Source organism: Mycobacterium sp., from assembly GCF_035697385.1.
GTDB lineage: Bacteria > Actinomycetota > Actinomycetes > Mycobacteriales > Mycobacteriaceae > Mycobacterium.
Map to the genome: position 1 here is coordinate 1 of NZ_DASSCY010000191.1, position 25,316 is coordinate 25,316.

The 25,316-nt window shown below is 66.9% G+C and carries 20 protein-coding genes; 10 read left to right on the top strand and 10 right to left on the bottom strand.

Going from position 1 to position 25,316, the window contains the following annotated elements:
* Positions 1-777: AI-2E family transporter (locus VFH65_RS15355; RefSeq protein ID WP_353322564.1), on the top strand; the 777-nt coding region annotated here is incomplete at its 5' end.
* Here VFH65_RS15355 and VFH65_RS15360 read toward each other — a convergent pair.
* The 3 genes from VFH65_RS15360 to trmB are packed head-to-tail and all read right to left on the bottom strand — an operon-like array spanning position 774 to position 5,374.
* Entirely contained in the window at positions 774-3,866 is a 3,093-nt protein-coding gene (locus tag VFH65_RS15360; RefSeq protein WP_353322565.1) for an MMPL family transporter, read from the bottom strand. The genes VFH65_RS15355 and VFH65_RS15360 overlap by 4 nt on opposite strands.
* A 45-nt stretch (positions 3,867-3,911) precedes the next feature.
* A complete protein-coding gene (locus VFH65_RS15365) occupies positions 3,912-4,598 on the bottom strand; it encodes an NYN domain-containing protein (RefSeq protein ID WP_353322566.1) in 687 nt (228 codons plus the stop codon).
* Entirely contained in the window at positions 4,595-5,374 is a 780-nt protein-coding gene (trmB, locus tag VFH65_RS15370; RefSeq protein ID WP_353322567.1) for a tRNA (guanosine(46)-N7)-methyltransferase TrmB, read from the bottom strand. The genes VFH65_RS15365 and trmB overlap by 4 nt, the downstream gene beginning before the upstream one ends.
* 316 nt (positions 5,375-5,690) lie before the next feature.
* Between trmB and VFH65_RS15375 the strand changes: the two genes are divergently transcribed.
* From VFH65_RS15375 to VFH65_RS15385, 3 genes are all read left to right on the top strand, one after another.
* On the top strand, positions 5,691-6,497 hold the full coding sequence (locus VFH65_RS15375; protein WP_353322568.1) for a hypothetical protein: 807 nt from the start codon (positions 5,691-5,693) through the stop codon (positions 6,495-6,497).
* Positions 6,494-7,981: a hypothetical protein gene (locus VFH65_RS15380; protein WP_353322569.1), complete on the top strand. Its 1,488-nt coding sequence runs from the start codon at positions 6,494-6,496 to the stop codon at positions 7,979-7,981. Before VFH65_RS15375 ends, VFH65_RS15380 begins: the two co-directional genes overlap by 4 nt.
* A gap of 209 nt (positions 7,982-8,190) precedes the next feature.
* Positions 8,191-10,017: a phosphoenolpyruvate carboxykinase (GTP) gene (locus VFH65_RS15385; protein WP_353322571.1), complete on the top strand. Its 1,827-nt coding sequence runs from the start codon at positions 8,191-8,193 to the stop codon at positions 10,015-10,017.
* Here the strand turns inward: VFH65_RS15385 and VFH65_RS15390 are convergent.
* Positions 9,968-11,626, bottom strand: coding sequence for a GMC family oxidoreductase (locus tag VFH65_RS15390; protein WP_353322572.1), 1,659 nt, complete (start codon positions 11,624-11,626; stop codon positions 9,968-9,970). The two genes, VFH65_RS15385 and VFH65_RS15390, sit on opposite strands and share 50 nt — an antisense overlap.
* A gap of 183 nt (positions 11,627-11,809) precedes the next feature.
* Here VFH65_RS15390 and fadD4 point away from each other — a divergent pair, with 183 nt between their 5' ends.
* Positions 11,810-13,336: a fatty-acid--CoA ligase FadD4 gene (fadD4, locus tag VFH65_RS15395; RefSeq protein ID WP_353322574.1), complete on the top strand. Its 1,527-nt coding sequence runs from the start codon at positions 11,810-11,812 to the stop codon at positions 13,334-13,336.
* Positions 13,333-14,208: an enoyl-CoA hydratase/isomerase family protein gene (locus VFH65_RS15400; RefSeq protein ID WP_353322576.1), complete on the top strand. Its 876-nt coding sequence runs from the start codon at positions 13,333-13,335 to the stop codon at positions 14,206-14,208. Before fadD4 ends, VFH65_RS15400 begins: the two co-directional genes overlap by 4 nt.
* Before the next feature lie 195 nt (positions 14,209-14,403).
* Here the strand turns inward: VFH65_RS15400 and VFH65_RS15405 are convergent, their stop codons facing one another.
* Both VFH65_RS15405 and VFH65_RS15410 read right to left on the bottom strand, forming a co-directional pair.
* Positions 14,404-15,132: a GntR family transcriptional regulator gene (locus VFH65_RS15405; protein ID WP_353322577.1), complete on the bottom strand. Its 729-nt coding sequence runs from the start codon at positions 15,130-15,132 to the stop codon at positions 14,404-14,406.
* A complete protein-coding gene (locus tag VFH65_RS15410; RefSeq protein ID WP_353322578.1) occupies positions 15,132-16,289 on the bottom strand; it encodes an acyl-CoA dehydrogenase family protein in 1,158 nt (385 codons plus the stop codon). The genes VFH65_RS15405 and VFH65_RS15410 overlap by 1 nt, the downstream gene beginning before the upstream one ends.
* Positions 16,290-16,310: 21 nt before the next feature.
* Between VFH65_RS15410 and VFH65_RS15415 the strand changes: the two genes are divergently transcribed.
* From VFH65_RS15415 to VFH65_RS15425, 3 genes are all read left to right on the top strand, one after another.
* Positions 16,311-17,324, top strand: coding sequence for a MaoC family dehydratase (locus VFH65_RS15415; protein WP_353322580.1), 1,014 nt, complete (start codon positions 16,311-16,313; stop codon positions 17,322-17,324).
* Between the two features lie 94 nt (positions 17,325-17,418).
* Complete coding sequence (locus VFH65_RS15420; RefSeq protein ID WP_353322581.1) at positions 17,419-18,534, top strand: CoA transferase; 1,116 nt, start codon at positions 17,419-17,421, stop codon at positions 18,532-18,534.
* The gene (locus tag VFH65_RS15425; protein WP_353322583.1) at positions 18,528-19,829 is read left to right on the top strand and encodes an amidohydrolase family protein; all 1,302 of its coding nucleotides are present in this window, start codon (positions 18,528-18,530) and stop codon (positions 19,827-19,829) included. The genes VFH65_RS15420 and VFH65_RS15425 overlap by 7 nt, the downstream gene beginning before the upstream one ends.
* On the opposite strand, the gene VFH65_RS15430 is transcribed toward VFH65_RS15425, so the two are convergent.
* From VFH65_RS15430 to VFH65_RS15440, 3 genes are read right to left on the bottom strand one after another with little or no spacing between them, the layout of a single operon-like run.
* Positions 19,826-20,728 (bottom strand): alpha/beta hydrolase, encoded by a 903-nt coding sequence (locus VFH65_RS15430; RefSeq protein ID WP_353322584.1) that lies wholly within the window; start codon positions 20,726-20,728, stop codon positions 19,826-19,828. The genes VFH65_RS15425 and VFH65_RS15430 overlap by 4 nt on opposite strands.
* 10 nt (positions 20,729-20,738) lie before the next feature.
* Entirely contained in the window at positions 20,739-21,212 is a 474-nt protein-coding gene (locus VFH65_RS15435; protein ID WP_353322586.1) for a pyridoxamine 5'-phosphate oxidase family protein, read from the bottom strand.
* Positions 21,209-22,090 carry an NAD(P)-dependent oxidoreductase gene (locus VFH65_RS15440; protein WP_353322588.1) on the bottom strand — a complete coding sequence of 294 codons (882 nt, stop codon included), beginning with the start codon at positions 22,088-22,090 and terminating at the stop codon, positions 21,209-21,211. Before VFH65_RS15440 ends, VFH65_RS15435 begins: the two co-directional genes overlap by 4 nt.
* Positions 22,091-22,181: 91 nt before the next feature.
* On the opposite strand from VFH65_RS15440, the gene VFH65_RS15445 reads away from it, so the two are divergent.
* Positions 22,182-23,012 carry an AraC family transcriptional regulator gene (locus tag VFH65_RS15445; RefSeq protein ID WP_353322589.1) on the top strand — a complete coding sequence of 277 codons (831 nt, stop codon included), beginning with the start codon at positions 22,182-22,184 and terminating at the stop codon, positions 23,010-23,012.
* 31 nt (positions 23,013-23,043) lie between these two features.
* Here VFH65_RS15445 and VFH65_RS15450 read toward each other — a convergent pair whose 3' ends face one another.
* A complete protein-coding gene (locus VFH65_RS15450) occupies positions 23,044-25,206 on the bottom strand; it encodes an acyl-CoA dehydrogenase (RefSeq protein WP_353322590.1) in 2,163 nt (720 codons plus the stop codon).
* Between the last annotated feature and the right edge of the window lie 110 nt (positions 25,207-25,316).

Sequence of the window (25,316 nt, forward strand, 5' to 3'; positions counted from 1 at the left end):
GGCCCACTACACCTCAGCAGGGAGCAGATCGACCAGGCAGGCAACTCCGCCATCGAGGCGCTGCGAAACAACCAGGAGAAGCTGACCACCGGAGCCCTGTCGACAGCGGGCACCATCACCGAGATCGTCACCGGCGCTCTGCTGGTGTTGTTCACACTGATCTTCCTGTTGCTCGGCGGGCGCCACATCTTCGCGTTCGTCACGAAGGTCTTCCCCGAGCCCGTGAGGGAACGGGTCCGCGACGCCGGCAGGGCCGGCTTCCATTCGCTGATCGGCTACGTTCGCGCGACATTCCTTGTCGCGTTGGTCGACGCGGTCGGCATCGGCACCGGCCTTGCGATCATGGGCGTTCCGTTGGCACTTCCGCTGGCATCGCTGGTGTTCCTCGGTGCGTTCATCCCGCTCGTCGGTGCCGTTGTCGCCGGCTTCCTCGCGGTGGTCGTTGCACTACTCGCCAAAGGCTTTATCTATGCGCTGATCACCCTCGGACTGGTCATCGCGGTGCAGCAGCTGGAGGGCCACATTCTGCAGCCGCTGGTGATGGGCCGCGCGGTGTCGATCCATCCGCTGGCCATTGTGCTGGCCATCGCAGGCGGCGCCGTGCTGGCCGGCATCATCGGCGCACTACTGGCGGTGCCGACCGTCGCGATCCTCAACAGCGCGGTGCGCGTGCTGCTGGCCAAAGAGCCCGCGGCCGAACAGGATGCGCTGGAATCCGAGGAAGGCCCACGGGTCAAGGCGGAAGCCGACGAGATAACCGACGCCGAGAAGGCTTAGAGCCGACCCTCGCGACGCAGCAGATCCTGGGCGCTCATCCCGCCGCCGCGGCGCTTACGCTCGTCGTCCTCGCGGGTGTTGATCTTCTCGGTCGATTCCGGATCTCCCCTGCCTTCCGGCGGGGTCCCCAGTTTGCGCGGAGTCGGAATCGCCGTCGTCGGCTCGTTGCCCGGCTGGGCGGGCTGGGGCCGCGGTTGACGTGGGCGTTGTCCCTCCCCTGCCTCCCGGCGGGGTACCCAGCCTTCCGGCGGGGTCCCCACGGGCATCGCGCGCGTCGCATCCGCTGACGGCCGTCCCTCCCCTGCCTCCCGGCGGGGTCCCCTGCCTTCGGGCGGGGTCGACGGTGGTGGCGGCGGCACTGGCTTACCGGCGGCCGGTGCCGTTCCCCGCAATTCGCCCAGCCACGACTCGATCTCACGTTCCTCGCGCGGCGCCTGCGGGTCGCGTGGCGGTTGCGCAGGCGGCGGCGCGGGCCGGTTGGTCCGCTGGCCGGCTCCGGTGGCGTTGCTGACCACGTTGCGGACCGCGTTCTTGGCCATGGACAGCCGCGTGGTCTGCGGCTCGTCGGCCTCGGCCCTGCCCGATGCGCCGCGCGGACTTGTCGGGATCCGCCTGGTGCCTGCCACCGACGGGGCGTTCGCCCGCGGCGGGGTCGGGATCCGCGTCGTCGCACCAGGGCGCGGACCCTCGGCGGCAGGATGGGTCGGGTCGTGCGGCGGCCGCGGTCGCGGCGCGGCTGGAGCACCCGCACCGACGAGAGCGCGTTCGTCTTCTCCGGAGTCCCGCACCGCCGGGCGTCTGCGTTCGTCGGGCAATTCGGTCTCACCGAGGCCCAGGCGTTCCTGCAAGCGCTTCATCCAGCGCGGCGCCCACCAGCAGTCGTCGCCGAGCAGTTTCATGATCGCGGGCACCAGGAACATCCGGATGATGGTCGCGTCCAGTAGCAGCGCGATGAGGAGGCCGAAGGCCAGGTACTTCATCATCACCAGATCGGAGAACACGAACGCACCCGCGACGACGGCCAAGACCAAGGCCGCGCCGGTGATGAGCCGGCCGGTGGTCGCGGTGCCGATGCGGATCGCCTCGGTGGTGGACATGCCGCGCTCGCGGGCCTCCACCATGCGGGACACCAGGAACACCTCGTAGTCGGTCGACAGGCCCCAGATCACCGCGATGATCAGGCCGATCATCGGTGCCATCAGTGGCTGCGGCGTGTAGTTCATCAGGCCGGACCCGTGCCCGTCGACGAACATCCATGTGAGAACGCCCATCGTGGAGCCCAGCGTCAGCGCGCTCATCAGCGCGGCCTTGATCGGCAACACCACCGATCCGAACGCTAGGAACATCAGGATGGTCGTCGTGGTGATCAGCAGGACCACCATCAACGGCAGCTTGTCGAACAAGCTGTGGATGCTGTCCTGTTCCAGCGCAGGCGTGCCGCCCACCGACACGGTCAGGCCGCGCGGAGGCGGGATCGCCCGGAGTTCCTCGATCTTGTCGGATGCCGTGTTCCGTTCGACAAGGCCGTTCTGAATCACCCGCACCGACGGATCCTTGGAGGCACCGTCGAGGTACGAGCGTTCCTTCCACATGTTCGCCGGGTCGTCGTCGCTTTCGATGAACCCGGGGATGGTCATCGCCTTGTTGCGGATCTCGGCGATCTGCTGGTCGGTGACCGGCTGACCGTCGTTGTTTTCGATCACCAACGTCAGCGGTTCGGTGCGGAAGCCGGGGAAGGTCCTGTCGAATTCCTCCTGGGCCTGGCGCACCGAGTTGTCCGGCGGCAGGTACTTCTCGCTGATACCCCCGAGCGCGAGCTGTCCCAGCGGAATCACCAGCAGGATCAGCCCGATCGTGATGGGTGCGGCGAACGCGATGGGACGCTTCATCACGCGGTTGACGAGCTTGCCCCAGAAGCCCTTTTCGACCTCTTCGCGAGTCTTGGTCTTCTGCGTCTTGTCGGCCAGCCAGGTCAGGTAGATCCGCATCGGCTTCCAGTTACGGAAGAACGGCACCCGCAGCAGCGTGCGCACACCGAGCGCGTCGACGTTGGGCCCCAGGATGGCCAGCGCGGCGGCCAGCACGGTGATCGACAGGATCGCCGCGAGCATGACCGAGGCGATGATCGCGTAGGTGATGGACTTCAAGAACCCTTGCGGAAACAGCAGCAGCGGCACTGACGATGCGACCAGGATCACCGCGGAGAACATGATCGTGCGGCCCGAGGTCATCACCGTTCTTCGGACGGCGGCCTCGGTGTCATAGCCTTCGGCGATCTCCTCACGGAACCGGCTGACCATGAACAGGCCGTAGTCGACGGCGATGCCGAGCCCCATCAGCGTCACCACCGGCTGGGCGAAGAAGTGCACCGGCATGAATTCGGCGACGAGCCGCATGATCCCGAGCGCGCCGGCGATGGTCAGGCCGCCGATGATGCCGGGGAGGGCGGCCGCGACCACGCCGCCGAACACGAAGAACAGCACCACGCATACCAGCGGGATGGCCGCTACCTCGGCACGTCTCTGATCGTCGCCGATGGTTCCGGTCAGCTCGCTGGCGAGTGGCTGCAGGCCGGCCTGTTGAACGTCGACGCCGTCGATGTTGAGGGCTTCCTTGACGGTTTTGCCGTCCTCGCCGACGTTCTTGTTGTAGTTGTTCAGGATCGCGTCGTCGTTGTCGCCCTTGAGCTGGACCGACATGAACGCGTGCTGTTTGTCCCCGTCGGCCATGTTCTTGAGCACGTCGGGGCTCTTGAAGTAGCCGATCGAGCGCAGGATCTGGTCGGGGTGGTCCTTTTCGACCTGTGCCAGGTTGTCGAGGATCTTCTGCTTGAACTCTGGGTCGTCGACCGTCTTGCCGTCGGGGGCGGTGTAGATCGCGATGATGTGGCCCGAAGTGTCGCGTCCGTACGCCGCGTCGGCGAGTAGGGACGCGTGCACCGACTCGCTACCTTCGTCGTAGAAGCCGCTCTGCGTGACGTGGCTGCCGAGGCTGATCCCGTACACGCCGCCACCAAGGCACAGTGCGACCATGACCCCGATCACTATGTATCGGAATTGGTACACCGTTCGACCCCACCAGGCGAACACGTTAGCTCCTTACTAAGTCCTTTGCGACCCGCGCATATCGAGTTGTTATGGGCGCGAGGTCAGTAGCGAGGACAGCGGCCGGAACGGCTGCAGCCAAGCCCCCTGCTCGGGCAGCGAATCTAGGCCGATTCGCGGTAGCGGTTCCCGGAAAACACCAGGAATGTCCTCCAGGTCGACAAACTCCAAGGTATCCGACGCTAACGCCCAACTGGCATGTTCGCGAAATCCCAGCACCTGGACCGCAATGCCGTCGCGGGCGATCTCCTCCAACGGTTGCTTGAACGCCTGTCCGTCGGCGGAGGCCACCAGTACACCGGCCAGACCTTGGCCGCGCCGAAGCCCGATGTGGTTGAGCATGTCGACGTCGACGTCGCTGTCTTCATCGATCTTCGGTTTGGCGAAAACCGCAAAACCAACGTTACGCAATGCCTCGACCCATGGGCGAACGACGTCGGCGCTACCTGGGGCGATGTTGGTGAAGACGGTGGCTTCCGGCTCCAATGTGACGTCGGCGCGCTCGGAAGAGAGTTCGGCGGTGCGAGCCAGCAGCCACCGCCCCAGCGCGTCGAACCGGGGCCGGTGCGCGGCGGTCGGGCGGCCGCCGAGGATCGAACCAAGGCCCATGTCGAGGTTGGGCGCATCCCACACCAGCAGGACCCGCGCGGTGGACTCCGTCGGCGCCGCGGGGGGCGGCGGCACATCAAGCTGGTGGATGTCTTCGGTGAGGCTCATGGCCGTCTCTCCCAGAGCAATTCGGCAACGGCGCTGCCGACGTGCCGAGCCTTTCCTTCGTATTTCGTGACGGGCCGCTCGACCGAGATCGGCAGGGCTTCGGTGTCGGCGGTCTCGGCGATGCGGCGCAGACGTGGTTCGGCGTCGCCCACTTCGGCGATGTGCTCGGCGTATCCGGCGTGGTCGGTCGCCGCGTGGAACACCCCGCCTGGGCGCAGCCGGTCAGCGATCAAACTGACGGTCGCCGGTTGGATCAGCCGGCGTTTGTGGTGGCGCGCCTTCGGCCACGGGTCGGGGAAGAAGATGCGCACGCCGGTCAGCGAGTCCGGCCCGAACATGTGCTCGAGCACGTCGACGCCGTCGCCACGGACCAGCCGGATGTTCGTGACGCCTTCGCGGTCGATGCCGGTGAGGAGCTGCGCCAGCCCGCGGCGGTACACCTCGACGGCGACCACGTCGAGGTGCGCCTCGGCCTGCGCCATCGCCAGCGTCGACGTACCGGCGCCGCAGCCGATCTCGAGCACGACCGGGGCGGAACGCCCGAACCACGCCTCGGTGTCGAGCCGCGGGGCGGGCCCATCGCTGTCAACGGCATGCATACCGAGCTCGGGCCACAGCCGGTCCCACGTCGCCAGTTGGCCGCCGGAAAGCGTGGTCCGCCGGGTACGGAAGCTGGTCACTCGGGGATGTACTTGCTGCGTGGAGGGAGCCTCGTCCGGAGCCGGACCGCCGGCGACATCGGTCCGGGGCGCATGCATCCGTCCATGGTCGCTCATCGAGGCTTGAGTACCCGCATCGTGGTACAGATTGATACCCAACAGTTGCCTTCGGCTGGTAAGGCAAGCGCCTGTCCACAGACGGCCAAAGCCGCGCTCGCGCTTTACCCCGGCGAGGTGCCAACATTCGGGTGGGAAAACGGAAGGCCACCACATTTTCGTCAATGCGCTGACTCGATTCGCTGAGCAGAACGGTAATCCGCGGTTGACACCGATCATCAGGCGTGTCTCTGCTCCGCTGCGCGTTGCGGTGTGTGGTCGCGACGGTGTGGGTCGCGGCACTGTGACGGCCGCTCTGACATCGGTTGGTGTCGCCGTGACACCCGACGACTCCGCCGCGGACCTGCATCTGGTGGTGATCGCCGAGGCGCTCAAGCCCGAAGACCGGGCGATGCTGCGCGCCGACCCGCCCACCTTGGCTGTGCTGAACAAGGCCGACCTCACGGGTTTCGGCGCAGGCGGGCCGTTGACGCTGGCCCACCGCCGTGCCGCCGCATACCGGGCATCGACCGGGGTACCGACCGTGCCGATGGTCGCCCTGCTTGCCGCCGCGGATCTCGACGGCGAGCTGATGGCCGCGCTGCACTCACTGGTCCGCCAGCCCGCCGATCTGACGTCGACCGACGCCTTCGTGCAGAGCCCACATCCGCTGCCGCATGAGGTTCGCCGGCGTCTGCTCGACACACTGGACCGGTTCGGCATCGCCCACGCCGTGGTGGCGATCGCCGATGGATCCGACGCAGCCGCAGTTGCGGCACTGCTGCGCCGGCTCAGCCAGACCGACCGCGTCGTCGCCCACCTCGACGCCGCGGGGGCCCCGGTACGGTATCGGCGAGTGCGGCAGGCGGTAACCGAATTGCACAGGCTCGCAGCACAATCCGGCGACTCACGGTTGACGGAGTTCCTCTCGACCGATGCGACTGTGCTCGCGGTGATGACGGCCGCGGTCGAGGTGGTCGAGGCCGCCGGAGCCAGGGTTGACACCGGCGACGACGCGGAATCGCATCGGCGTCGCGCGGTGCATTGGCGGCGCTATAGCCACGGTCCGGTCAATGCGCTCCACCGCAGTTGCGGCGCCGACATCAGTCGGGGATCGCTGCGTCTGCTGAGGCAGGTTCGATGAGCGACCCGATCGCATCGGCCGACGCGCTCATCGCGGCCATCGAGCCGGGTCTGAGCTCGCCCGGAGTGCAGAGCCGTGACGTCGTGCTGGTCACCGGCCCGTGGCTGGCAGGCACCAGCAGCCTGCTTGGGGCGCTCCGCGAGCGGTTGCCCGATGTCACCTTCGTCGAGACGGGCGAGCTATCCGTCATCGAAGCTCCTCTCGCAGTGGTGTTTGTCGTGTCGGCGGTCGCGCGGCTGACTGAGTCGGACTGTGCGCTGCTTGACGTTGCCGCCGCCAACACCGACCTCGTCATCGGGGTCGTGTCTAAGATCGATGTGCATCGCAACTGGCGCGACGTGCTGGCAGCCGACAGGCAGGCGCTGATTGCGCACGACTCCCGCTACCGGGACGTCCCGTGGATTGGGGTGGCTGCTGCACCCGATCTCGGCGACCCGAAGATCGACGAGCTGGCGGAACGGCTCGGCCACCTCGGCGATGCCAGGCTGGCTCGTCGAAATCGCTTGCGTGCGTGGGAAACCCGGCTACAGACCGTCATGCGGCGCTACGAGGAGGAAGCCGAAGGCGTGGGTCGCAACGCGCGGATCGCCGAGTTGCGGGAACAGCGCAGTTCCACGGTGCGCGAGCGCCGGCTGGCCAAGACTGAACGCGCCATCGCCCTGCGCAGCCAGACACAGCAGGCACGGGTGCAGCTCACCTATTTCGCGCGCAACAGGTGCACGTCGGTGCGTGCCGAATTGCAGGAGGACGCGTCGAACATGGGGCGGCGCCGGCTCGGCCAGTTCGAGGGCTATGTGCGGACCCGGGCGGAGCAAGTCGTCGACGAGGTGGACGAGGGCATCACCACACACCTCGGCGATATGGCGGCAGAACTCGACCTTCCCGCGCCTCCGTCGCCCGCGGCCCCGTCACAGCCCGAGTTCGGCGCGCCGCCGCTGAAATCGCGGCGACTGGAAACGCAGCTGATGACGATCCTCGGTGCGGGGTTCGGGCTCGGGGTGGCGCTCGTGGTGACCCGGCTGTTTGCCGGGCTGGCTCCTGGCCTGACCGTCGCGGGGTTGGTGGCTGGTGTGGTGGTGGGCGTGCTGCTCATGGTCTGGGTGGTCGGCATCCGTGGCCTGCTCCACGACCGCGCGGTGCTTGACCGCTGGATCACCGACGTCACCACTGCGCTGCGGTCCTCGGCAGAAGAGCGCGTCGCCACCAGGGTGTTGACCGCCGAGACGGCACTCACGTCCGAACTGACCGCGCGCGATGAAGCAGAAAGCGCGACGGCCGCCGACCGCATCGCAGCCATCGATGCAGAGCTGCGGGAGCACGCGATCGCCACCGCCAGGGCCGCCGCGGTTCGGGATCGTCGGCTGCCGTCGTTGCAGAAAGCTGTCGCGGCCGTGCACGAGGAGCTCTACGGTGCGCCGGCAACCGAACCCAGAAATGGATCGGATGGTGCTTTGACCGCCGAGAAAACGGAGTCGCCGAATTGAAGGACCGGATTGCGCGGATTACTGAATCGATAAACCAATAGAAACCGATTTACTGAATCGTTCCTGTGAGTGATCGGACATACATCCGATTAACCGCGGGTATGTCACCCACGTTAACCTCTGTACAGGGGATGACCGCGACGCTGCATAGCTTATGGGCTGGCGTTCTCGGCTCCGGTGCCTGGCAGAAACGTACACAGGAGATTTTGATGACCGCAGCGACCATTCCGGGTCTGGACACCGCACCGACTAAGCACAAGGGGCTGCTCGCCTGGGTCCAGGAGGTCGCCGAACTGACACAGCCCGATCGGGTGGTGTTCGCCGACGGTTCCGAGGAGGAGTGCGCTCGACTCACCGAGCAATTGGTCGAAGCCGGCACATTTCGGCGTCTGAATGACGAGAAGCGGCCGAATTCGTATCTGGCGCTGTCTGATCCCTCGGACGTGGCGCGCGTGGAGTCGCGCACCTACATCTGTACAGAGCGTGAAATCGACGCGGGTCCGACCAACAACTGGATGGAACCGGCCGAGATGCGCGGCATCATGACCGACCTCTACCGGGGTTGCATGCGCGGCCGCACGATCTACGTGGTGCCGTTCTGCATGGGTCCGCTCGGCGCCGAGGATCCCAAGCTCGGCGTGGAGATCACCGACTCCGAGTACGTCGTCATCTCGATGCGCACCATGACCCGGATGGGCCAGGCGGCGCTCGACAAGATGGGCACCGACGGCTTCTTCGTCAAGTGCCTGCACTCGGTCGGCGCTCCTCTGGAGCCGGGCCAGGCCGATGTGCCGTGGCCGTGCAACGACACGAAGTACATCACCCACTTCCCCGAAACCCGCGAGATCTGGAGCTACGGCTCGGGATATGGCGGCAACGCGCTGCTGGGCAAGAAGTGCTACTCGCTGCGCATCGCGTCGGCGATGGCCCACGACGAGGGCTGGCTCGCCGAGCACATGCTGATCCTCAAGCTGATCTCGCCGGAGAACAAGGCTTACTACATCGCCGCCGCGTTCCCCTCGGCGTGCGGCAAGACCAACCTTGCGATGCTGCAGCCGACCGTTCCGGGTTGGCGCGCCGAAACCGTCGGCGACGACATCGCCTGGATGCGGTTCGGCAAGGATGGCCGACTCTACGCAGTCAACCCCGAGTTCGGCTTCTTCGGCGTTGCGCCGGGCACCAACTGGGACTCCAACCCGAACGCGATGAAGACGATCGACGCGGGCAACACCGTTTTCACCAACGTCGCGCTGACCGACGACGGCGACGTGTGGTGGGAGGGCCTCGAGGGCGATCCGCAGCACCTGATCGACTGGAAGGGCAACGAGTGGACGCCGGATTCCGACGTCAAGGCTGCCCATCCCAACTCCCGGTACTGCACCCCGATCTCGCAGTGCCCGACGCTGGCGCCTGAGTGGGACGACCCGCAGGGCGTGCCGATCTCGGCGATCCTGTTCGGTGGCCGCCGCAAGACGACGGTGCCGCTGATCACCGAGGCCCGCGACTGGCAGCACGGTGTGTTCATCGGCGCCACGCTCGGCTCGGAGCAGACCGCGGCCGCCGAAGGCAAGGTCGGCACGGTGCGACGCGACCCGATGGCGATGCTGCCGTTCCTCGGCTACAACGTCGGCGACTACTTCCAGCACTGGATCAACATCGGCAAGAACGCCGATGAGTCGAAGATGCCGAAGGTGTTCTTCGTGAACTGGTTCCGCCGCGGCGACGACGGCCGCTTCCTGTGGCCAGGCTTCGGCGAGAACAGCCGCGTGCTCAAGTGGGCCATCGAGCGGATCGAGCACAAGGCCGACGGCAAGACCACGCCGATCGGCATCGTGCCCACCGCCGCCGACCTCGACCTCGATGGCCTCGAGGTGGATGCCGCTGACGTGGACGAGGCGCTGGCTGTCAACCCCGATGAGTGGCGCGAGGAGCTGCCGCTGATCGAGGAGTGGTTCGAGTTCGTCGGCGAGAAGCTGCCGACCGGTATCAAGGACGAGTTCGACGCGCTGAAGCACCGCCTGGCCGAAGCGGACTGACCGCCCGGTCGCCGTCGAGAATCAACTCGGCGGCGCGGTAGGCCATCGCCATGACAGGCCCGTTCGGATTGCCCGAGATCATGGTGGGCCAGATCGAGCAGTCCATCACGCGGAGGCCGTCGACGCCGCGCACCCGCAGCCGGTCGTCGACGATGTCGTCGTCGTTCGGGCCCATCGCGCAGGTGCCGGTCGCGTGCTGGCCCGTCGACCCGCTGTTCAGCGCGGCGTCGATCAACTCGTCGTCGGTCTGCGCGTCAAGACCGGGCGCGGTCTCGTGGCTGATGTGGTCGGCGATCGGCGACTGCAGGAACAGCCGGCGCATGGTGCGCAGCACACCGGCGCCCGTCTTGCGGTCGTAGTCCGTGGTGAGGAAGTTCGGGTTGATCATCATGGGGCTTGCCGGGTGCGGCGAGATGATCGATAGGGAGCCCTCCGATGTCGGGCGCAGAACTTCACCCATGGCGCAGATGCCGGGGAATCGATCGACCCGCGCTCGCCCGCGGCCGCGACGCTCGGCCAGGCTCATCGGGGCGACCAGCATCTGACCGTCGACTCGATCGCTGTCGGGTCGGGTCTTGAACAGCGCGATGACTTCTCCGCCGGCCGGGCGGGCCAGCAGTCCTTCTCCGGTTGCGAAGTATTTGAGGACAGTCCACGCCTTGGCGGCCGGCGTCGACAGGCTCCGGTTGTGGCCGAGATCCTCGTTGAGTCGGTAGGTGTTGACGAGGCATCTGTGGTCGCGCATCCGGCGGCCGACATTCTCACGCTCCAGGTACACGGGCACGGCTGCGGAGGGGAGGACATCTTTGGGTCCGATTCCCGACAGCTGCAACAGTTTTGGCGAGCCGAGCGCGCCGAGGCAGACGATGACCTCGCGTCGCGCGTCGACCTCATAGCGATTGTCTCCGCTACGCAGCACCACGCCGACGGCCCGACCGCGTTTGAATCGCAGATGTTCGGCGAGGGTGTGGGCGGCGAGCGTGAGATTGTCGCGATGCAAGACCGGGTTCAGAAACGCCGTCGCCGCGCTGACCCGGCGGCCACCATGGATCGTCGCCAACGCGAGAGCGATCCGTTCATCGTCGGACTCGTTGATGTCTTCGACGTGACGCAGTCCGAGATTCGTTCCGGCGGCGACGATTTCGTCGCAGATCAGGTCGTGTCCACTCGGCGCGGTGATGTGCAGCGGACCACCCACTCCGCGGGTCGGCGTCGCACCGAGGGCGTTGTCCTCGATCGTCTTGAAGATCGGCAGGATGTCGTCCCACCCCCAGCCCCGGTTGCCGAGTCGGGTGAGCTCGTCGTAGTCGGCGCGCTCGCCTCGGTTGTAGACCATGCCGTTGATGGCGCTGGTCCCGCCGATCACCCTGCCCCGCGGCCAGACTTCGTAAACGTTGTTGGTGCCGAATGGCAGGGTCTGGTACTGCCAGACGTACCGCTCCTTGTCGAAGAGGCGTCCGCCGACCTTGGGAATGTGGAAGTACGGATTGCGCGCCCGTCTGCCCGCCTCGACGAGCAGCACCGAGTTCGCGGGATTCTCCGAAAGGCGGTTGGCCAGCACACAGCCGGCCGACCCCGCGCCGAGGACGATGTAGTCGAACGTTGCCATGCGGACATCCCCGGTCATTTGCTATATGCGTTCAAGCAATATAACCAGCCGGATGGAGGTGCGCGATAAATCGCGATAACGACTGAGTGTCAACTCCGCACAGCAACTGTGCAGCAGATAGCGGACAGCCGCTACGTGGACCTACTTGACAGCCGTCAAGTCCGGGCGTCGTAAAGTCAGCGCATGCAGATCCGCGAGCACGCCGAAGCGCATCCCGACAGGCCCGCCGTCATCCTGCACCCGTCGGGTAAGCAGGTCAGCTTCGCCGAGATGGAGGCGCGGGCCAATCGGCTTGCCCATCGATTCCGGCGCGCCGGCCTGACCGAGGGCGACACCGTCGCGGTGCTGATGGAGAACAACGAGCACCTGCACACGGTGATGTGGGCGGCGCGGCGCAGCGGCCTGTACTACGCGGTGATCAACACGCATCTCACCCCGCCCGAGGCGGCTTACATCGTCGACAACAGCGGCGCCAAGGCGGTGATCGGGTCCAGCGCGATGGTGAAGGTGTGCGAGGGGCTTGCCGAGCACCTTCCCAACGGCCTGCCGGATCTTCTGATGATCGCTGACGACGACCTCGACGGCTGGGCGCGTTATCCCGAATGTGTCGCCGACGAGCCGGACACCCCGATCGCTGACGAGCTCGAAGGCGACCTGTTGCAGTACTCGTCCGGGACTACGGGGCGGCCCAAGGGAATTCGCCGTGAGCTGTCACATCTGCCGCCTACCGAGATGCCGAACATGCTTTCGGCGTTGCTCATGGCGATCGGCATCGACGGCGACTCGATCTACATCAGCCCGGCTCCGCTGTACCACACCGCGCCATGCCTGTGGACGATGAGCGCGCACGCGATGGGCGTCACGGTGGTGGTGATGGAGAAGTTCGATCCCGAACAGACGTTGCAAGCCATCCAGCGCTACCGCGTCACGCATGGCCAGTTCGTCCCGGCGATGTTCGTCCGGATGCTGAAAATGCCTGACTCCGTGCGTGATTCGTATGACGTTTCCAGCCTGAAGCGGGTCGTGCACGCGGCGGCGCCGTGTCCGGTCGACATCAAGAAGCAGATGCTCGATTGGTGGGGGCCGATCGTCGACGAGTACTACTCCTCCTCGGAGGGCGCAGGCATCACGTTCATCTCCGCCGACGATTGGCTCAAACATCCTGGCTCGGTGGGCAAGCCGCTGTTCGGTGTCGCGCACGTCGTCGACGACAACGGTGACGACGTGCCTGCCGGGCAGGCCGGTCAGATCTTCTTCGATATGGGTCCGGTGGCGTTCGTCTACCACAACGACCCGGAGAAGACGGCAGAGTCCCGCGACCGGCACGGCTGGGTGACCGTCGGCGACGTCGGCTATCTCGACGAGGACGGCTATCTGTTCCTCACCGACCGTAAGCACCACATGATCATCTCGGGCGGTGTGAACATCTACCCGCAGGAGGCCGAAAGCCTGCTCGTCACTCACCCCAAGGTGTTGGACGCCGCCGTGTTCGGCATCCCTGACGACGAAATGGGCCAACGCGTCAAGGGTGTGGTGCAGACGCTGGATCCGGCCGACGCCACCGACGACTTCGCGGAGGAGCTATCGGCGTGGCTGCGTCAGCGCTTGGCGCACTACAAGTGTCCGCGGTCGATCTCCTTCGAAGCGCAGCTGCCGCGTACCGATACCGGCAAGCTGTACAAGCAGGAGCTGATTAAGAAGTACTCGTGAGAGAACTCGCAGGGGGGGTCGTCGTCGCGGTCGGCTCACCGTCCGACGAAGCGACTCTCACCCTTACCGAGGACGACTCCGACGACAAGCGTTGCGTGACAGTTGCTTCGGTCACGGATGCGCTTGCCGATCTCACCGAGCGGTGCGAGCGGTGGCCGCAGGCAGCCGCGGTGTGCGACGACGTTCTGCGCGCGGTCGACACTGCGGGCCCTGCATATGCCGGTGTCATCACGGAGTCCCTGGCGTATTCCACATTGCAGGCGGGGCAGGAGTTCGCGCGCTGGCTGGCCGAGCGTGGACCGGCGCAACTGCCCGACATCGCCGACCCGGGGGTCGCTGAGCGTGACGGCGATCGACTGCTGGTCAGGTTCAACCGGCCGCAGCGGCACAACGCGTTCTCCACGGATGCCCGCGCGGCGCTGCTGGAGGCCCTTGAGGTGGCGCGCCTCGACCCGTCGGTCACCGAGGTCGTCTTGTCGGGCAACGGCCCGTCGTTCTGCAGCGGCGGTGACCTCGCCGAGTTCGGCTCCTTCGCCGACCCGGCGAGCGCACATCTCGCCCGTACCCGCCACAGCCCTGCGCTGGTGCTCGACGAGCTGACCGCCCGGCTTGGCCGCGGCTGCCGCGCCGAAGTGCATGGCCAGGTGTTGGGCAGCGGGCTCGAGATGGCCGCCTTTTGCGGATGGGTGCAGGCTCATCCGGATGCGGTCCTGGGCCTGCCGGAGCTGAGCCTCGGACTGATTCCCGGCGCGGGCGGCACGGTGAGCATTACCCGCCGAATCGGCCGCTGGCGCACCGCATATCTGGTGCTGTCCGGCGAGCGGATCGACGCGGCGACGGCCCTGCGGTGGGGGCTGGTCGACCAGATCTGATCGCGATTTCTGCACCAGCGCTATGGATCGGTCCGGCAAACGACCCTCATGCAGAAATGGACGCAGCGACGGCAGGAAACCGGCGTAGCCTCGGTTCATGAGCGGCGGGTGACGGGGGCAGTCAATCGGGCCGCTGCGGTGGCGGCGGCTCCTGCGGCGGCAGCGGATAACGCGCGGCGGCTTCTGCCCGAACACTCAGCCCGACCTGCGCAACGTCACCCTGTAGGTGTACTGCTCGGGAAGAAAGTGGCTTACCGACAGCTCGACAGGCGAACCCCTGGTGTCGGAGTAGAGCCGGTCCACCCGCAGCATCGGATGACCGGACATGCAGCCCACCGCATCGGCGATCGCCTCGTCGGCCGATGCCACGGTAATCGATTGCGCCGCTTCGGCGATCGGATCTGCCAGATGCGGCTCGAGTAGGCCGATGACGGTGTTGGTGCCGACCGCACCGTCGGCTAGATCCGGCGCGCCCTGCACCGCCTGGGCGACCGTCGGCGCCAGGTGGACGGTCGTCGACACGAACGGCACCCCGTCATGGAGCCTGCGGAACACCACCGAGTACACGATGTCATCGTCCAGCCGCAGCCGGCTCGCGGCATCGACGTCGACTCGGCGCCGCAGCCCGTGGAGCACCTCCATGGTGGTGTCGTCGGACAGGCTCATCAGGTCTTCTATCGAGCCGAGCTGACGCAGGTAACGCCGACCCGATTCGCTGGCGTAGGTGCCGCGGCCCGGCACCCGGTACACCACGCCCTCGGCAACCAGATCGACGAACGCCCGCCGCACCGTCTGCCGCGAAACCCCATGGCGCGCCACAAGTTCGGATTCGGTGGGCAGCCGGACGCCGTCGCGGTATTGGCCGGCGGCTATCTCGTCGCGAAGCTGCTCGCGCAGTGTCTGATACGCCGGTTCGGTCTTCATCAGATGCCGCCGCGGGCCACCAACTGTCCGGCGATCACATTGCGCTGAATCTCGTTGGTGCCCTCACCGACGATCATCAGCGGCGCGTCCCGGAAATAGCGTTCGACGTCGAATTCGGTGGAGTAGCCGTAGCCGCCGTGGATCCGGACCGCGTTCAGCGCGATCTCCATCGCCGTCTCGGAGGCGAACAGCTTGGCCATGCCCGCCTCCATGTCCGCGCGCTCACCGGCGTCGTAGCGGTCGGCCGCGTACAGCGTCAGCTGGCGGGCGGCGGTGAGCTTGGTGGCCATATCGGCCAGATAATGGCCCACGGCTTGGTGTTTCCAGATCGGCTGGCCGAAGCTCTCCCGCTCCTGGGCGTATCGCAGAGCGTCCTCAAGTGCGGCCGTGGCCACCCCCAGCGCGCGGGAGGCCACCTGAATGCGGCCTGTCTCAAGGCCTTTCATCATCTGCGCGAAACCCTTGCCCGGTTCACCACCCAGAACCGCCGACGCCGGAACACGGCAATCGTCGAACGTCAGCTCGCACGTCTCGACGCCCTTGTAGCCCAGCTTCGGCAGGTCTCGCGACACCGTGAGGCCGTCGCCGTGCTCGACGAGCACCACCGAGATGCCCTTGTGTGCGGGGCGTGCGGCAGGGTCGGTCTTGCACAGCAGCGCGATCAACCCCGACCGGCGGGCATTGCTGATCCATGTCTTGGACCCGTTGATCACCAGTTCGCCGCCGGAACGCACCGCGGTGGTCTTCATGTTCTGCAGGTCCGAACCGCCGCCCGGTTCGGTCAGCGCCATGGTCGCGCGCACCTCGCCGGTCGCCAGTACGGGCAGATAGGTGCGCTTCTGCTCCTCGGTGCCGAACAAATCCAGCAGCTTCGCGACGACCGTGTGCCCGCCCATCGCGCCGGCCAGGCTCATCCAGCCCCGCGACAGTTCCTGCGTGACCAGCACGTAGCACCGCGTCGACACCGGTGAGCCGCCGTAGGACTCCGGGATCGCCAGACCGTAGATGCCGATCTGCTTCATCTGCTCGATCCACGCCTCTGGATACTCGTTGGCGTGCTCGACCTCGCGCACTGTGGGCTTGACGTCGCGGTCGACGAATGCCCGTACCGTCTCGACCAGCATGGTCTCTTCTGCGTTCAACATATGTACGGCCATATTGACACTTTGCGGTCCACAATGCCAGCATGGGCAGTTGTGACTTTGTACGGCCATATTCCCGGCGGCCCCTATTTCGATGAACTCGAGGTGGGCCAGGTCTTCGACTCCGCGCCCTCGATGACTCTGACGGCGGGAGCGGCGGCCGTCCATCAGTCGATCCTCGGCGATCGGCTGCGGCTGGCCCTGGACGCTCAGCTCGCATATGTCGTCACCGGCGCGACGGCTGCGCTGGCACATCCGGCCCTCGTCTGCGATGTCGCGATCGGCCAGAGCACGCTGGCGACACAGCGAGTCAAGGCCAACCTGTTCTACCGGGGGCTGCGGTTTCACCGGTTCCCGATGATCGGCGATTCGCTGTTCACCCGCACCGAGGTGGTCGCCCTGTTGCAGAACTCCGCCAAGCCGGGGCGCGCGCCCACCGGCCTTGCGGCGCTGCGCATGACGACCGTCGACCAGATCGGTCGGCTGGTGCTGGACTTCTATCGCTGCGCGATGCTGCCGCTGCGCGACGGGGCCGCCGATACGGGCCGTGCCGACGATCTGTCGACGATCGGCAGCGATCCCGCACCAACCCACGACCCGACCGCGGACTGGGACGCCGACGCCTATCGCGAGAAGGTGCCCGGCTCCGGATTCGACGCCGACATCGCAGGTACGGTCTTGCACAGCACCGCAGACGTGGTGACCGGCGCGCCTGAGCTTGCTCGCCTGACCCTGAATATAGCTGCGACGCACCATGATTGGCGGGTTGGTGGCCAGCGGCTCGTGTACGGCGGGCATACCATCGGATTGGCGATGGCGCAGGCAACAAGGCTGCTGCCCAACCTGGTCACGGTGCTGGGCTGGGAGTCCTGTGACCACACCGGCCCGGTGCACGAGGGCGACACCCTCTACAGCGAGCTGCACGTCGACGGGGCATCCGCGCTGCCCGACGGCCGAGGCGGTGTGCTGAATCTGAGGTCGCTGGTGTACGCCGTTGGGGAAACCGACCGCCAAGTGCTGGACTGGCGGTTCACGGCCCTCCAGTTCTAGCGCGAGCAGACAGAGAATCGCATTACCCGAGGGGCAACCGTGCGATTCTGCGTCTGCTCGCGGGTAGAAAGCGGACAGAACGCACAATGAGCGTGTGACGTCGTTGGTCATCCCTGTCGCCGTGCTGTCGCAGGCCCGGCAGGTGGCCGACGCCTATCGCAGGCTCACCGGTGTCTCTGTCAACGCAGAGGAAGTCATCGCCGGCCGCGCCGCGCTGCTGGGGCTGACGCCCGCGGGCCGCATCTCGGCAGGCGGCGCGACGAGGTTGATGGCCAGCCGTGACGGGTGGTGCGCCCTGACGCTCTCTCGGCCAGACGACGTCGACGCCGTCCCGGCGCTGGTGCAATCCGATGCCGTCGGCGGCGATCCGTGGCGAGCCGTACAGCGCTGGATCTCCGAGCACGACGCCTCCGATGTCACCGCCCGCGCGCGCCTACTCGGCCTGCCCGTCGCTGCCCTCGGCGAAACGCCCGCCGCCCCACCACAGATCAGTCGACTGGGAGCGCCTGCTTCGCCGCGTGCCCTGTCGACGCTGTTGGTCGTCGACCTGTCCGCCATGTGGGCGGGCCCGCTGTGCGGGCAGCTGCTGGCGCGAGCAGGCGCCACCGTCGTCAAGGTCGAGAGCCCGAATAGGCCTGACGGCACGCGGGCCGGTCCTGTCGAGTTCTTCGACTGGATGAACAGCGGAAAGCTCTCGTACGCCGCCGATTTCGACGAGCCCACGGCGCTGCGACGGCTGCTCGAAGCCGCCGACGTGGTGATCGAGTCCTCGCGCCCCGCCGCGCTGGCTCGCCGCGGCGTGGGGCCGACAGACGTCGCACCGCGCGACGGCAGGGTCTGGTTGCGAATCACCGGCCACGGCACCGACGGTGAGTGCGCCGACTGGGTCGCTTTCGGAGACGACGCCGCAGTGTCCGGCGGCTTGGTCCGCAGCGCGCAGGATGACCCGGAGTTCTGCGGCGATGCCATCGCCGACCCGCTGACCGGTCTGCATGCCGCGCTGGCGGTCGCGCAGTCGCTGAACCGCGGCGGTGGTGAGCTGATCGAGATGTCGATGGCCGCGGTCGCCGCCACCTACGCGGCCCAGCCGCTGCAACCCGAAACACGATGTGCCACAACACCGAAGCCGCGCGTGCCTGCATCACCTCTTGGCGACGACAACGCCGCCGTCGACCGGTTGGTGGCCGAAAGACGGCTGACTTCATGCTGATTCAACGTGCGACGCTGCTCGACGGCACCACGACCGACATCCGACTTGGCGAGCGGATCAGCGAAGTCGCCGACGGGCTCACCCCCCAACACGGTGAGCAGGTGCTTGACGCCGCGGGCGCAACGGTCATCCCTGGCCTGCACGACCACCACGTCCATCTGCACTCGGCGGCCGCCGCACTGACGTCGACGCGCGTGGGTCCCGCCGAGGTGCACAACCGCGAAGACCTAGCCCGCGCACTGGCTCACGCCGAGGTCCGCGGCGACGGGTGGATCAGGGCGGTGGGGTATCACGAAGCGGTCGCAGGCCCGCTGGATCGTGCCGTGCTGGACGAACTGTCGCCGTCGGTGCCCGTGCGGGTTCAGCACCGCAGTGGTGTGCTGTGGACGCTGAACTCGGCAGGCCTTGCCCGGGTCGGTTTGGCCGATCATCCCGACGGGCGGCTGCACAGCGCCGACCGCAGCTGGTCGGATACCTTGCAGCGCAACGAAACCGGCCTCGCCGAGGTCAGCCGAGAGCTGTCCAAGTACGGCGTCACCGGCGTCACCGACGCCACACCTGATCTCGAGGTCGGCGACATCGTCAAGTTGATCGAAGCGCATCGGCACGGCGAACTACGCCAGCGCGTGCACTGCCTGGCCCCCGGCAAGCGGATCCTGCACGACACCGACCTCGACCTCGACGAGCTGACCGCGTTCATCGTGCAGCGACACGCCCAAGACGCGCCCGTCGCGGTGCATTGCGTGACCGCGGCGCAGCTCGTCGTCACCCTCTCGGCCCTGCAGTCGGCTGGTGGTCACCCGCACGATCGCATCGAACACGCCGCCGTGGTACCCGACGACGCCGTCGCGGACCTCGCTGCCCTTGGCGTCACCGTCGTGACGCAGCCCAACTTCGTCGCCGAGCGCGGCGATCAATATCTCACCGACGTCAGCGCCGACGAGCATCATGAGTTGTGGCGGGTGGCCTCATTGAAGGAGGCCGGTGTGCCGGTTGCACTGTCCACCGACATGCCGTTCGGCGAAGCCGATCCATGGGCGGTCATGCGGGCGGCGGTCCGTCGCACCACGGCCACCGGTGCTGTGTTAGGCTCCGGCGAATGTGTCTCTGCGCGTGAGGCTTTGACGATGTTCTTCGGCACCGCCAGCAGCCCAACAGCGGCCCGCGCCATCGAGGCCGGCCAGCCGGGCGACCTGGTCGTGCTCGCCGCCTCGCCGGCCGAGGTCCTCAGCGAGCTCGCCGCAGGGATGGTCTCCGCGACGGTGATCGCCGGTGAGGTCGTCTACGAACGCTAGGCAGCGGCGGGTGCGAACGCCTGGCGCAACACAGCACACTGGCCGTTGAAGAACGCTTGCGATACTTCGGCTTTCGGGACGATCGCGTCAAAGCCGTGGAAGGCGCCGGAGACCACCTGGACCTCGCATGGCACGCCGGCGGCCTTCAACCGCTCGGCGTAGGCAACGTCCTCGTCGTGGAAAAGGTCCAGCGAGCCGACACCCATCCACGCCGGCGGCAATCCACTGAGGTCTTCGCGCCGCGCTGGTACGGCGACGTCGCGGTCCGCATCGCCGAGGTACGCATCCCAGCCGAACCTGTTGCTGCTCTGATTCCACAGCCGATGCCCTGGGTTGTCCAGGCCCTGCCGGTCCACGGTGCGGTCGTCGAGCATCGGATAGACCAATAGCTGTGCCGCCAACGGGATTTCGCCGCGATCACGGGCGAGCAAGGCCAGGGCCGCGGCCAGCCCACCGCCGGCGCTGGCCCCGCCGATCGCCACTCGCGCCGGGTCGACCGAGGGGAGCCCGGCGAGCCACGCCAACGCCGAGTAGCAGTCCTCCAGCGGTATGGGATAGGGGTTTTCGGGCGCCAGCCGATAGTCGACGGACGCCACCGTTGCGCCGACTTCGCGGGCGAACCGGCGACACAACTCGTCGTCCTGCGCGGCGCTGCCGATGACGTAGCCGCCGCCGTGGATCCAGAGCAGCGCCGGACCCACACCCGTCGCGTTGGTGGGTCGGTACAGCCGCACACCGACACCGGACGCCAGGGTCAGCACCTCGACATCATCGGGGATGTGACGGCCCATCAGCCGGGTGCCCATCCGCAAGATCGGGAGCGTCACGGGTGTCACCACTTGTTTGGGGATGAAGCGAGCGATGCGGCGCAGGTCAGGATGGAAATCGCTGGATGGCACCTAGCCAGTATTACCTGCGCCAGATCCGTGACGGCTTCCCGGCCATCAGATCACGCGCGGGCAGCACTTGTACGCGCCACGGATCCAGGCGCAACACACTGAACTCCGGGTCGTCGGGGCCCTTCCAGAATTGGCTGGGCCGGTAGCCGACCCCGCGGGGGCTGCCACGCCGGTACATGTCCCACACCGCCTGCGCGGTCTCGGGGTCGTCGTCCCAGCGCGCGACGCTGTCGAGGTAGGCGGCATCCTCTCTGCGACTCCAATACGCCGTGCTGACGTGAGGATTGTGCTCGAGATGTGCGGTCTTGATGGGCGTCTTGTAGGTGCCCAGCCAGCCGACCGGCTCGGGCAGGTCGAGTTGCCACACGACGATCAGGGCTCGGGAACGCGGGCGTCCCTTGCGGTCGACGGTCGTCATCGTCGTGTAGACGGTGTCGGAGATGATCGACGACACGTCGGCACGGATGTCTTCGAACGCTGTCATAGGGGTGCTCCGATCGCGTTGAGGGTCTGTGCGAGGTAGGGCAGGCCGTCGGCGCCGTGGCCGTTGTCCGAGGTGCGCTGCAACAGCCCGGAGATCGCCTCGGCCAGCGATGTGTCGATGCCAAGGGAGGCTCCGGTGTCGATCACATGGCGGATGGCATCGACGTAGACGTCGATGGTTCCGTCGTCGGCCGTGATCGCGTTCGTCCGGATCTGGGTGGTGTGCCGATCGAAGAGGCCGACGACGAAGGGCCAATAGTCGCGCACCACCGACGGGAAGTGCTCGACGTCGATGTCCTGTCGTTGCAGTAACGCCAGCGCTTGGTACGACGAGGTGAGGAAGCCCAGGATCATTCCGAGAATCGCCGTGTCGTATGCGGACGCTGCGGCGGGGTCGGTGCCGAGGAACAGCGGAGTACCGAAGGCTTCCAACACTTCTCGGTAACGGGAGAATGCGTCGCCGTCGCCGCTGTAGAAGAACTTCGCCGACGCATCCCCGACCAATCGGGTGCCGCTCATGGCGGCACCGTCGAGGTAGCGGCCGCCACGGCTACCGACGTTCTCGGCGACGGCCACCGCGTCCGACGGCGTCCCTGACGACAGGTTGACGATCGTTCGGCCTCGTACACTTTGACCGGCCTCGGTCAGCACCGAACGCACGTCGTCATAGGTGCTGACGGTGATGACCACGACGGCCGTCGAAGCGACAAGGTCTGCGACCGTCGGCCGCAGCGTCGCGCCGGCTTCGACGAGGGCGCGGGCTCTGCCGGGAGTGCGGTTCCATACGGATGTCGTGATGCCGCTATCGAGTGCGGCGGCGGCCAGCGCGGAGCCCAGGGCGCCCGTGCCGACGATCCCGACGGTGTGTTCTTCTGCCATGCTCACCACTGAACCGCCGCAAGGCGGGACGAACAATGCTTGTTCTGCTCCGAACGATACGTATTCGTCCCACGACAGCTACGCTGAGGCCATGCCCGACGCACTTGCCACGCTGTTCGAGGACGCCTGCCCCCGCGCACGCCACATCCAGGTCGACTCCGATGACTGGCAGGTGGACCTTGGCGACGGGTCGGCTCTGATGGTCGTCGTGCCGTTGGGTGGCGGCGGATGGGTGAGCGGTCCGTCGGGTCGCCGGCCGTTCGCGTCCGGCGATGTCATTGTCGCGACGGCGGAGGTGGATCTGCACGGTGACGCCGCGCAGGCTCGTCCGAAGCACATCCTGGTTGGCGCGTATGACGTGGGCGGTAGCGTGTGCGACCGAGCGCTGACCGGTCTGCCGGACGTGATCGTCGCAGGCCCGAACGCGCAAACCGCCGCTCTCACAGCCATTCTCACCGAGGAGAGCGACGCGATGAGGGCAGGGCGCGACGCCGTCGTGATCCGCGTGCTGGATCTGCTTGCCGTAACGGCGATCCGGGAATGGATGGAGGCCAACCCGGACGTCTCGCCCGCGTGGGTTTCCGCCCACAGAGATCCGGTGGTGAGCCGCGCTCTGCAACTTATCCACGACCACCCTGGCGCGTCCTGGACGTTGGAATCGCTTGCGCAGCAGTCGGGTTCGTCGCGCTCGGCGCTCTCGCGGCGGTTCAGCCGCGCGCTGGGAGAGTCGCCGATGGGCTATCTGACATGCTGGCGGCTGTGCTTGGCGTCTGACCTGTTGCAGAAGACCGACGCTCCGCTGGCCTCCGTCGCAGCACGGGTGGGCTATGCCAACCCGTACGCGTTCAGCGCGGCGTTTCACCGAAGCTACGGGGTACGGCCAGGTCGCTACCGATCCGCGGCATCAAAGCGGTCAACCTAGCGACCTACGTTGTTACTGACTGTGTTTCCTCCTACTTGAGCAGCGGATCGCGCGGCAGGCCGAGAATCCGCTCCGCGATCGTGTTTCGGGTGATCTCCGACGTGCCTCCTGCGATGGTCATCGCCCGGTTTCCGAGATAGCTGCGCGTCAGCTTCGGAGCTTGTTCCACCACGGCCGCCGGCCCCGCCAACTCCATACCCAACTCCGTGATCCGCTGACCGGACTCGGCGACCAGCAGCTTGGTCACGTTGCCCTCCGGGCCCGGCTCGGCCCCCGCAATGGCCCGGCTCGCCCGGCGCAGGTTGAGCAGCCGCAAGGTATGCGTCTCGGCAATGCACTCACCGGCCCGCCGCACGTAGTTCGCAGGCGACGGCGAGGCGTCGAGCAGCTTGATCAGGTGATCCGGGCTGAAGCCGACGGTACCGCCGGAACCGCCGCCGATGGACACCCGCTCGTTGCCCAGCGTCGCGCGGGCCACCAGCCAGCCCTTGTTCACATCTCCCACCACGTCCTCGTCGGGGACGAAAACGTCGTCGAAGAAGACCTCGTTGAAATGGGCGTCCCCGGTGATGCCCTTCAGCGGATTCACCGTCACGCCAGGGGCTTTCATATCGATCGCCATCATCGTCACGCCCGCATGCTTGGGCGCGTCGGGGTCGGTGCGCACGGTGGCCAATCCCCACTGGCACAACTGCGCCAGGCTCGTCCACACTTTCTGGCCGGTCACCCGCCACCCACCGTCGACTTTCTTCGCCACGGTGCGCACAGCGGCGGCATCGGAGCCCGCGCCGGGCTCGGAGAACAGCTGGCACCACATCACCTCACCCCGCAGCACCGGCTCCACCCAACGCTCGCGTTGGTCATCGGTTCCGGCCTGGGCGATGGTCAGCGCCACCCACCCGGTGATGCCCATGTCCGGCCGCTCGATCCCGGAGAACTCCTCCTCGATGACAAGCTGCTCGAGCACATTGGCGGCGCGGCCCCACGGTTTGGGCCAGTGCGGCACCAGATACCCCGAGTCGACAAGGAAGTCACGCTGTTTGTCGTCGGGCAGGGACCTGATTGTTGCGACGGCTTCGCGGGCCTTGCTGCGGTGCTCCTCGGCCTCCGGCGGCAGCGTGAACGACGCACCGTGGGCTTGGCCGCTGCGCTGCGCTTCGACGACGTCCAACAGCGGGTCGGCGCCGTCTTCCATGAGTGCGGCCAGCGTGCGGGCCCGGCGCAGGTAGAGGTGGGCGTCATGTTCCCAGGTGAAGCCGATGCCGCCGTGCAGCTGAATGTTGTTTTGTGCGTTGAAGATTTGGGTGCGGATGGCGTGCGATGCGGCGACCGCGCCTGCGAACCAGGCGCTGTCGAGGTCGTCGGCGCGGGCCGCGTCCCACGTTGCGGCAGTGGTCTCTTCGGCGTTCACCAGCATGTTGGCTGCGTGGTGCTTGACCGCCTGGAAGGTGCCGATGGTTCTGCCGAATTGTTCGCGCACCTTGGCGTATTCGACGGCCATCTCCAGCGTCGCCCAGCTGGTCCCCACCGCTTCGGCGGATGCCAGGATGCGGAAGACCGTGCGCGCCTTTCGCGCGGCACCACGCAGCACACGATCCTCGGCGATATTCACCCCGCGCAACTCGACAGACCCGACGCTGCGAGTGGTGTCCAGCGCGGTCAGCGACGTAATCGTGACGCCCTCGGCGCCGGCATCGAGCACTGCGAGGTCTTCTCCGGCCGCGACCACCAACAGGTCGGCGTCGGGGGCGCCCAACACGGCTGGGCTCTCGCCGGTGACCACCAGGTCGGAACCGATCGTGACGCTGCCGGACAACGCGACGGCACCGATGGTGCTGCCATCGACGAGTCCCGGAAGCAATTGTGCGCGAAGCGAATCCGGCGCACACCGGTCGAGAACCACCGCCGCGGACACGCTCGGCAGGAACGGTCCTGGACACAGCTCGTGGCCCTGCGCCTCCAGAACCACTGCCAATTCGGCCAGGCCGTAACCCGAACCGCCGTGTTCCTCGGCGATGGCCAGCCCGGTCCATCCAAGATCGGTGGCCGCCGACCATACGTCGGCGGGATGTGCAGATCCGCCCTCGAGCGTCGAGCGCGCGGCAGCGCGGCTGTTCAGGCGGTTCAACTGCCCGAACACGGCGTCGGCCAGGTCGTTGTGTTCCTCGGTGATGGCGAGTGCTGACTTACTCACGGTGGAAGTCCTCTTTACGTTTGACGGTCGTCAAGTAAAGCTATCGCGCAGGACCCGGAAGCAGTACATATGACGCAGGTCACAGCTGATCTTGAAAATGTCATGAGTAG